Raw genomic sequence first — 8,560 nt, forward strand, 5'->3', positions numbered from 1 at the left:
GAAAGGGCTTACGAACTTGTGAAGAGATTCGTGTCGACGAGTTATTCAAACGTCAGCGTGGAGTTAATGGTGATAAACCCGAAAAACTTCGTCTCAGGGGTTGCCAGAATTCTGAAAGTGCTAAAAGAGCTCGATAATCATAGGATCATCGTGAACTTGAGCGGCGGCATGCGAGTTTTATCGCTGATGGTGTTCTCAGCCCTCACGATAGCGGATAAAAATGCGAGGGTCGAAATCGAATTGGAAGACTTCTCCGGAGTTGTTGAACTGCCGAAAGGAATTTTTACGCTTCCGAGAATATTATCGAAGCTAAGTGGGGAGAAGTTGAAGCTTGTCGAAGCTGTGAAGAATGAGGAAATGGAAGCGATGAAGCTTGCTGAAGTGCTCGGAAAAGATGTAACGACCGTGAGAAGGCACATATACGAGCTTGAGAGAATTGGGTTGATTGAAGTAGTCTCAAGAAAGCCGCTTAAGGTTAAAGCAAGTGAAATAGCTGAGCTAATATGAGGGTGGCGAGGCTTTACCGCTTCGAATTGGAATTTGAAGGAGCTTCTAAGCTACCAAGATGGAAGGGTAATATCATAAGAGGAGCTATAGGACTCCATCTAAAGAGACTCGTTAACTGCAATAGAGATTGCGACGCTTGTGATCTGATATTCCAATGTCCCTTCGGCTTTCTCTTTCGATCGAGATCCAAGGGAATAGTTTTGAGGAAAATAGAGGGTTACACGAAACCTTACACGATAAAACCACCGCTGGAAGAAAAACAGATCTACGAGAGAGGAGAGAACTTGAGCTTTTCTGTAGTGCTTTTCGGCGAGGCTGTGAACTTTGAAAGCGAGTTGATAGAAGCTGTCAAAAGAATGTGCTCCTACGGTTTGGGGTTTAAGGAGGAGAGAAGTAGGCTTAAGCTGAAGAGCGTTGTTGTGGAGAATCCCTTCAACGGAAAATCGGAGATTATTTACGACGGAAAACATTCCAACTCATCTCTATGGATTAGGGATTCCCATTTAAACGTCGAAGTTCCAGAAATTTTCGAATTCAGGTTTCTCACTCCATTTAGAATTTTGAGGGAGAACTCGCTTGTTGCCGAGCCGAGTTTTGAGGATGTTGTTAAAGCTATGATGAGAAAGTATTCAGCCATGAGATATCAGTACCTTCTCAGCGAACCTGAAATGAACGTTGAGAAAATTCTCAAAAAAGCTGAAAAAGTGAAAACGAGGAAGGCTGAACTTTCCAAGAGAAGTTTTATCTACAAGGGACGGGAAGAGGAGTTTTTGATCGGAAGAATCCAGTATTCCGGAAAGCTGAACAGCAAAATTAGAAAATTGATGGCTTTTTGCTACCTGAGCCACGTAGGGAAGAGAGCGAGTTTCGGGCATGGGTGGTACGAGTTAAATTTTTTCCCAGCAGGCGTTGGGGCAAGATGAACAAAATCCCTTCTCCCAGCACTTGTTCCAGCAGACGACGTTATGCCTGTAAGCGTTTGAGCAGCAGGCAGACCTGTAAACGAGTAATCCAAGGTCCTTAGCGTAGTCTTCAAGCTTTCTTTTGATCTCAAAGTACTTCTTTGGCAGCTCTTTTATTCCAAGCTTTCTCTTAACTTCTTTGCTAAGCCTCAAATTTCCGAGGATTACCCTGTCTGTGAAATCCGCTATTATTTCCAAGGATTTAAAGTGGTCTTTCAGGCTTACGTTCGGAAGTATTGGTCTGAGAAAAACTCCCCCTTTTATCTCCCTGCAGAATTCGAGTCTTTCGGAGGGAGGTGGTCTTTTCGGCTCAAATTTTTTGCAGATCTCATCTACTGCGGAGCACATGGAAACGAGAGCGTCAACTCTTCTCAAAGCTTTCGCGAGATTGTAATTCACTTCTTTTGTAGAAATCTGAACGGGATTTCCCAGCTTCGCTATCTCATCCAAAAATTCTTTTGTGTAATCCGGGAAATCAAGAGGTTCGCAGATAGCTCCGATGGCGACGAAGCTTTTTCCAACTTCGAACTTCGGATTTAAAAGAAGAGCGTAGAGCAAAGCTTTCGGAGAGATATCAATTAATTTGGGCTTAGTGTTGACGTAGCAGTACAAGCAGTTAGCATCACACCCTTTGGCTATGTGAACGGTAAATCCGCAAGCTCTCGGCTTCCTTCTTGCATGATCGTTTCTCTTAGCTTTCTCAATCTCCTCCTCGCTTATCTCCTTTTCAAGCTTTTTAATTATCTTCTCCTTTTCCATTTTAACAAAATTAAAATCTCTTAGCTCAAAAAATTAATCAATGAGAGTCGCAATTATTGGTGGAGGAAACCTTGGTAAAGCTCTGGCGAAAGCTTGCAGAAATGCCGAAGTGATAATAATCAAAAGAAAATACGAGAAAATAGGGGATTTTGAAGTTAGAACGGATATGGATGTTGAGGCTGATGTTTACCTTGTTGCGTTAAAGCCGAAGGATTTCAGAAGCAACATGGAGAAAATAGGAAATGTGGCTAAGGACAAGCCTGTTATCAGCTTTGCCGCCGGAGTAAAGCTTGAGGAGATGGGGAAATATATAGAGAAGCCCTACAGAGCTATGACGAACATAGCCGTTGAGGATGGAAGCTTAATAGCAGTTTACCCCGAAGAAGCCAAGAACTTTCTCAACTTCATCGATTCTGAAATAATGGTTTGCGAGAGCGAAGAGGAGCTTGAGTTGATGACCTCTCTTATCGGAAGCTCTCCAGCTTTTATCTGCTACTACCTCCACTTCTTCACCCTTGCAGCTGTAAAAGGGGGTGTAAAGTTCGATAAAGCTAAGTACATCGCCTCAAAGAGTTTTGAAGCTGCTGCAAAGATATATATGAAGTACGGATTAGAGGAGGCTGTGAGAAGAATCGCCACTCCAGCCGGAACAACGATAGAAGGAATATTGGAGATTGTCGATAATCCTTTATCTGAGGCGATTGTTAAGGCTGCTGAAAAAGCAAGGAGGTTGTAGGATGAGGGAAAAAGCTCTGGAAACTCTGAGAAAGTACGCGAAGAATGAGAAGATGATAAGGCATTGCATCGCAACTGGAGCGATAATGAAAGGCTTGGCTAAAGAATTGGGAGAAGATGAGGAGCTCTGGGAAGTTTTGGGAATTCTCCACGACATCGATTACGAGATTGTAGAAGGGGATATGGAGAAACACGGAGAGCTCGGAGCGGAGATTTTGGAAAAAGAAGGATTCGGCTTTCTTTCGGATTTCGTTAGAAGGCACAACCACATGAAGTATAGTGACTACGAAAAGCCGATCGAAGTTGCTTTGCAGGCTGCAGATAGCGCTTCCGGTTTAATAATAGCTTGCGCACTTGTTAAGAATGGTAAGATAACTGAGGTGACTCCGAAGACCGTGAAGAAGAAGTTCAAGGAAAAGAGTTTCGCCCCTGGAAGTGACAGAAACAGGATAAAGATGATAGAGAAGCTGATGCCCCTCGAAAGGTTCTACGAAGTGGCTATAGAGAGTCTCAAGGAGGTTAAGGAAGAGCTGGGTCTTGAGTGATAGTCGGAGTAATTTTAGCCGTAATCGCAGCCTTCTGCTGGGGTGCTGGAGGAAGTGTTTTTAAGAGGGGACTGAGGGGAATAAGCGAGATAGAGGGCAATCTGCTGAGGAGCATTTTCGTAACCATCTACATATTTCCAGCTGTCGCCATCTCCGGATTCAGAGGATACGGAATTGACGTAATTCTCCTCTTAATCTCCTCAGCAATCCTCGCATTTTTCGTTGGCGATCTTCTTTACTTCGCCTCGCTGAAAAAGAGTGCCGTGAGCGTAAGCCTTCCCCTTGCATCCACCTATCCTATCCACGTCCTCATACTGTCATCTTTCTTTTACGGAACGGAAGTAACTGCCGAGCTCGTGCTTTCGAGCTTGTTGGTTCTTTTAGCAGTGGTCATAGTCCCCAAGGAGAGCGGAAATGGAATCAGCGGAGCTTACTTAGCTTTGTTAGCCGCTCTCTCTTGGGCGCTGAGCATGATTATCTTGGATTATCTCACGAAGATAATGAGCGTAGTCGAGATAGCGTTTTACAGAATGCTGATAAATTCAGCGATGCTCTTCGCCCTCGTAAGGAGCGTGAGATTTGATAAAGAGTCTCTACTCTTCATGGGTGTCGTCGGAGGGCTGATCTCTGCGATCGGCATACTCAGCTTCGTTAAAGCCGTCGAGCTTATAGGCTCCCACAGAGTCTCGCCGATATCAGCAACTTCTCCAGTCATAGGGGCTGTTATAAGCAGAATTTATTTGAAGGAAAAACTCACCGTGAGGAGTTTAACAGCAGCTTTTCTCGTTTTTCTCTCGGTTTTGTTCGTTTCAAAGTCCTTTTAAGCGCAAACGTTATCTACACTGAAGTTATCCTTTAACTCAAGCCGGGGTTGCAGAGAGGCACTGCGGGGGACTCGAGATCCCCTGCCCGCAAGGGCGCCTGGGTTCAAGTCCCAGCCCCGGCGTTATTTTAAAAGTTTAGAGCAAATAAACTCGTTCCTCAAAACTTTTCCAAACATTATTTCAGGAGTTCACCGCTAATATGGTATCTAAATAACTACACCACAACCCCCTCAATAAGGGTTATAACCTTGCGAATTCAAGAAGTTACCATGGAAGATGAACTTATAGAATTTCTGAAAAAAGTGCTTAGAGGACTTGAAAAAGAGAACCCAAGATTTCTGGATTTGAAAAAACTCTCCGATTTAGCCATAGAGGCGGGACTCGATGTTGGAGATGTAATCAGGGTTGGCGAAGTGGTGAACAAGCTCATAGAGGACAAGGTTAAGGAAATGAAAGGAGAGGACAACCTACCTTAGAAAAGCTTTTTTAGCAAAGGTCAAGTTGTTGGTTTATGGCAAAACCCCTCGAAAGGAGGTCAGCGAAACTACTGGCTTTCTTTCTCGCCCTAATAATGATAGGCTCGGCATTAGCGATAGCTCTGAGGGGAGCGAACACAACTCCAAAAAGAGAAGTGAAATTCAGCATGGACGACTTCTCGGCTATAACCAGCTTGCCGGACTCCCCGAGCGAAATATACTACTTCAACCTCAAAGTTAACGATACGAATCTCACAAGCTTAATTCAAGCATATGCTAAGGTTGTTTTGAACGATCCCGTTTTCAGGTATGTTAGGATAACCGGATTCGATTCCGTCGCCTTTGCCTACTACACAAAAACGAACTCTTACGTGTACCTCTTCAACACCTCTTCAAAAATATTTGCAAGTTACGATAGGAAGGAGAATGTGAGAGATTTTGTTGTTAAGGTGAAGGACTTTTATGCAATTTGCGATCAGATAAATCCGGCACTGATCGGCACGAGCGATGTGGTTTTCGATTACCTCCAGAACGTTGGAAAAGAGAAGGAGAGCTTGCTCAAATATTTACCAAAGAAGAATTACGCTTTCTTCAGAGCCTTTCAGGGAGAAATCGTGAAGCAGCTTATAAGGTTGAACAATTCGAACATTACCGTCGCTGACTTCTACTTCGAAGGATACGCCCTAAACGGAAGTAAGTATGAGAAGGTTGTGGCAATGAACTTCACCTCTAACACATTCTTCGTGGAGGGCAACGTTACTGAGGAGTACTACGTCCTTGAGAATGGGACGCTGAGCATTGCAGTGATGGTCGATACGAACTTTACCAAGCTTTTGGAGGCTCAACCGGAAATGAGAAGCGTCATCATAAAGATGGAGGAATGATCGAGGGAAATACAACGATCTTGCTTGAAAACGGGAAGGTCGAAGTTCTAAAAGGTGAGGCGGAGGTATTCGGCTGTAGAGGGAAATATTTCGAAGCTCCCAGAGGTAAAATTCTGCCGGTTTACTTTCCAGAAGACAGCGAGGCAAGAATCGAAGGCAACTACATAGCGGTAAACGGAAGCACAATTCCGAAGAGCTGGGAAAAGTTTGTAGAGAACGATTGGAGCAGAATTTTTCTTTACGGAGCAGTCGATACCGGAAAAAGCAGCTTTTGCGTATTCGTTTCCCACAGGCTCGGAATAGACTTCGTGCTTGACGCGGATATAGGGCAGGCGGACATTTCTCATCCGGGAAGTATGGCTTTGGGAAGGAGGAAAGAAGATGCTTACTTGCTCAGCATGTTTCAGCTAATTTCCTGCGAATTTGTCGGAAGCATTTCTCCAATGAACAGAGAGGCAAGATGCTTGAGGGCATTTAAAAAACTCGTTGAGAGAGCTGGAGAAAAGCTTATAATCGACACGACCGGATGGATTCACGGGAAGAGAGCTGTGGAGTACAAGCTTGCGAAAGTAGAAATTGCGAATCCCGAGGTAATAGTCTGCTTCTCCGATCCTCCACGGGAATTTTCGGATTACGAAGTCTTTAGAGCCGAGAGTTTTGTGTTAAAGAAGAGAGACAGAGAGATGAGGGCTTACATTAGGGGAAAAGCCTACGAAAAGTGGTTCGAAAATGCGAGGGAAATTGAAGTGAGCGTCGATGATGTGAAGCTTTACTTCACCTCGCTCTTCTCCGGAGAAAGAGTTGAAGACGACGTTCTGCTATCTTTTGGTGACGTGATTTACGCTGAGAGAAGCGGGAGTTCTTTGAACATTTACTCCGAAAGCTTCGACATCGGTGGAGAAGGGTTGAAAGCTTTAAAAGAGTACTACAACGTTGTAGAAGTGAACGTCGTGAGTCCAAAAGATTTTGAAAACGTTCTCGTTGGTCTTTATTCCGACGAATACCTCTGCCCGGGATTGATCAAAGAGGTGAACTTTGAAGAGAGGAAGATAAAGATTCTCGCTTCGACGAGCGAAAAGCCTAAAAGGATAGAGTTCGGAGAGTTTAAAATAGAAAACGGAAGAGAGGTTTTCGTGAGATTGCCATGATAGTGGTGGAAACGAGGAGAAGAAGCGAGATCGTCGACATAACCGACGAGGTTAGGAGGAAGGTTAGAGAGAGTGGCGTGAATAGTGGAATAGCTCTAATCTACACGCCCCACACGACTTCCGGCTTGATAATTAACGAAGCTGAAAGCGGATTAATTGAGGATATCGTCGAGGCGTTAGATGAAATAGTTCCAAAGATTTCTTTCAGGCATAACAGAATCGACGACAACGCCGACGCCCATATAAAAGCATCCATCGTAGGAAATTCCGTTATCGTTCCTGTTGAAAATTCCGATCTCGTTTTGGGAACTTGGCAGAGGATCTTGTTTATCGAATTCGACGGGCCGAGAAGAAGGAAAGTCTACGTGAGGGTGTATGAAGGATAGGCAGGATTACTACTACTGGAAAGCCAAAAAGGAAGGGTATAGGAGTAGAGCTGCCTACAAGCTCAAGCAGATAAACGCGAAGTTCGAGATAATTAAAAAAGGTTACCACGTTCTCGACCTTGGTGCATCTCCCGGAGGATGGAGTCAGGTGGCTGTCGAGCTTGGAGCTGATGTTGTGGCTGTAGATTTAAATCCGATGAAGCCAATTGAGGGAGTGGTTTTTATAAAAGGAGACATAACCAAAGAAGAGACGAAAGAGGAAATCAGAAAAATCAGAGACAAGTTCGACGTGGTTCTGTGCGACGCTTCTCCAAAGATAACGGGTAACTGGGATCTCGATCACTTCCTTTCCATGGAGCTCGCAAAAGCAGCTTTTAACATTGCAAAAGAGTTCTTAAAGCCCGGAGGAAATTTCGTCGTTAAAATGTTCCAAGGGGCAGAACTTGAGGACGTTGTTAGAGAGTTTAAAAAGCACTTCAGGTTCAAAAAACTTCACTCTCCTCCAGCCTCAAGGAAGAGAAGTGCCGAGATCTACTTCATAGGGAAGGGATTCGGAGGAAAGTTCAGACCTAAAAGAGATTAAATTATTCTCTTCTTACCCTCTCCGGGTTTTAGCGAGTACACTTTTTCCGGATAAACCACTATCGCAGCTTTTGGGCTTCTTTTCCCACCGCTTTCCTCTTCAACGAACCTCTTTATCTCCTCGAAAAATTCTCCTTCTTCGTGTATTTCGGCTCTTCCCTTGACGAGGTATCCGTCGAAGCCCTCTTCAAGTCTCTTAGCAACTCCAACTGCAACCCTCGGATTCTTCCTTATGTTCTCCACTGTCTTCTTCACGAAGTTGTAAGCGATTACGAGCTTGTCCTCCTTGCTTAAAACGAAACACACCGGAGCTAAGTGAACCTCTTCAGCGTATGTGGCTATCCAGACGAGGAAGTCCTTCTTGCAGTTGTTTTCGAAAAACCTTAGAATTTCACTTAGCTCTGACATGTCTCTCAATAGCCTCTAAGATCTTTTTCCTATTTAACGGTTTTTCGAGGACCTCCTTTGCTCCAGCTTTAAGCATTGCATCTTTTTTCGCCGCAGCAAAAGCTGTTATACCGATTATTACGGCATTTTTGTCTTCCTTTAGAATCTCCTCCGTAGCTTTAATACCATCCTTATCCGGAAGGACGACATCCATTAAAACTACATCCGGCTTGTGGTACTTGTAGAGTTTAACAGCTTCTTCACCATTGTCGGTTTCGATAATAAAGTAGTCCTTCAAAATGGTTTTCAAAATTTCTCTCACTATCGGATCGTCTTCCACAACGAGCACTTTTAAACCCATACAT

Annotated in this window: 13 protein-coding genes and 1 tRNA gene; 11 read left to right on the plus strand and 3 right to left on the minus strand. The window is 44.2% G+C overall.

The genetic code is table 11. The features are described 5' to 3' along the window. Positions 1 to 507: CRISPR-associated CARF protein Csa3 (gene csa3 / locus F7C14_RS03695; RefSeq protein WP_290900051.1), on the plus strand; the 507-nt coding region annotated here is incomplete at its 5' end. Beyond that, positions 504 to 1,430 (plus strand): CRISPR system precrRNA processing endoribonuclease RAMP protein Cas6, encoded by a 927-nt coding sequence (cas6, locus tag F7C14_RS03700; RefSeq protein WP_290900053.1) that lies wholly within the window; start codon positions 504 to 506, stop codon positions 1,428 to 1,430. The genes csa3 and cas6, both read left to right, overlap by 4 nt. Here cas6 and F7C14_RS03705 read toward each other — a convergent pair. Next, a complete protein-coding gene (locus F7C14_RS03705) occupies positions 1,395 to 2,228 on the minus strand; it encodes a radical SAM protein (protein WP_290900055.1) in 834 nt (277 codons plus the stop codon). The two genes, cas6 and F7C14_RS03705, sit on opposite strands and share 36 nt — an antisense overlap. Positions 2,229 to 2,268: 40 nt before the next feature. Here F7C14_RS03705 and F7C14_RS03710 point away from each other — a divergent pair, with 40 nt between their 5' ends. The 9 genes from F7C14_RS03710 to F7C14_RS03750 all read left to right on the plus strand — a co-directional run bounded on the left by F7C14_RS03710 (position 2,269) and on the right by F7C14_RS03750 (position 7,809). Next, a complete protein-coding gene (locus F7C14_RS03710; RefSeq protein WP_290900057.1) occupies positions 2,269 to 2,964 on the plus strand; it encodes a pyrroline-5-carboxylate reductase dimerization domain-containing protein in 696 nt (231 codons plus the stop codon). Position 2,965: 1 nt separating this feature from the next. After that, positions 2,966 to 3,508, plus strand: coding sequence for an HDIG domain-containing metalloprotein (locus F7C14_RS03715; protein WP_290900059.1), 543 nt, complete (start codon positions 2,966 to 2,968; stop codon positions 3,506 to 3,508). Next, entirely contained in the window at positions 3,505 to 4,332 is an 828-nt protein-coding gene (locus tag F7C14_RS03720; RefSeq protein ID WP_290900061.1) for a DMT family transporter, read from the plus strand. Before F7C14_RS03715 ends, F7C14_RS03720 begins: the two co-directional genes overlap by 4 nt. 40 nt (positions 4,333 to 4,372) lie before the next feature. Beyond that, positions 4,373 to 4,454: transfer RNA gene (locus F7C14_RS03725), tRNA-Ser, on the plus strand. A 147-nt stretch (positions 4,455 to 4,601) separates the two neighbouring features. Beyond that, positions 4,602 to 4,808 carry a hypothetical protein gene (locus tag F7C14_RS03730; protein WP_290900063.1) on the plus strand — a complete coding sequence of 69 codons (207 nt, stop codon included), beginning with the start codon at positions 4,602 to 4,604 and terminating at the stop codon, positions 4,806 to 4,808. Between the two features lie 35 nt (positions 4,809 to 4,843). Next, the gene (locus tag F7C14_RS03735; protein ID WP_290900065.1) at positions 4,844 to 5,692 is read left to right on the plus strand and encodes a hypothetical protein; all 849 of its coding nucleotides are present in this window, start codon (positions 4,844 to 4,846) and stop codon (positions 5,690 to 5,692) included. Then, the gene (locus tag F7C14_RS03740; RefSeq protein WP_290900067.1) at positions 5,689 to 6,840 is read left to right on the plus strand and encodes a Clp1/GlmU family protein; all 1,152 of its coding nucleotides are present in this window, start codon (positions 5,689 to 5,691) and stop codon (positions 6,838 to 6,840) included. The genes F7C14_RS03735 and F7C14_RS03740 overlap by 4 nt, the downstream gene beginning before the upstream one ends. Next, the gene (locus F7C14_RS03745) at positions 6,837 to 7,226 is read left to right on the plus strand and encodes a secondary thiamine-phosphate synthase enzyme YjbQ (protein WP_290900068.1); all 390 of its coding nucleotides are present in this window, start codon (positions 6,837 to 6,839) and stop codon (positions 7,224 to 7,226) included. The genes F7C14_RS03740 and F7C14_RS03745 overlap by 4 nt, the downstream gene beginning before the upstream one ends. Then, positions 7,216 to 7,809, plus strand: a complete 594-nt coding sequence (locus F7C14_RS03750; protein ID WP_290900069.1) for an RlmE family RNA methyltransferase — start codon at positions 7,216 to 7,218, stop codon at positions 7,807 to 7,809. Before F7C14_RS03745 ends, F7C14_RS03750 begins: the two co-directional genes overlap by 11 nt. Here F7C14_RS03750 and F7C14_RS03755 read toward each other — a convergent pair. Further along, the gene (locus F7C14_RS03755) at positions 7,806 to 8,216 is read right to left on the minus strand and encodes a pyridoxamine 5'-phosphate oxidase family protein (protein ID WP_290900071.1); all 411 of its coding nucleotides are present in this window, start codon (positions 8,214 to 8,216) and stop codon (positions 7,806 to 7,808) included. The genes F7C14_RS03750 and F7C14_RS03755 overlap by 4 nt on opposite strands. Beyond that, positions 8,200 to 8,560 (minus strand): response regulator (locus tag F7C14_RS03760; RefSeq protein WP_367114324.1); only part of this gene is annotated, 361 nt, incomplete at its 5' end. The genes F7C14_RS03760 and F7C14_RS03755, both read right to left, overlap by 17 nt.

Origin of the sequence: Ferroglobus sp., assembly GCF_015521575.1 — an archaeon.
GTDB lineage: Archaea > Halobacteriota > Archaeoglobi > Archaeoglobales > Archaeoglobaceae > Ferroglobus.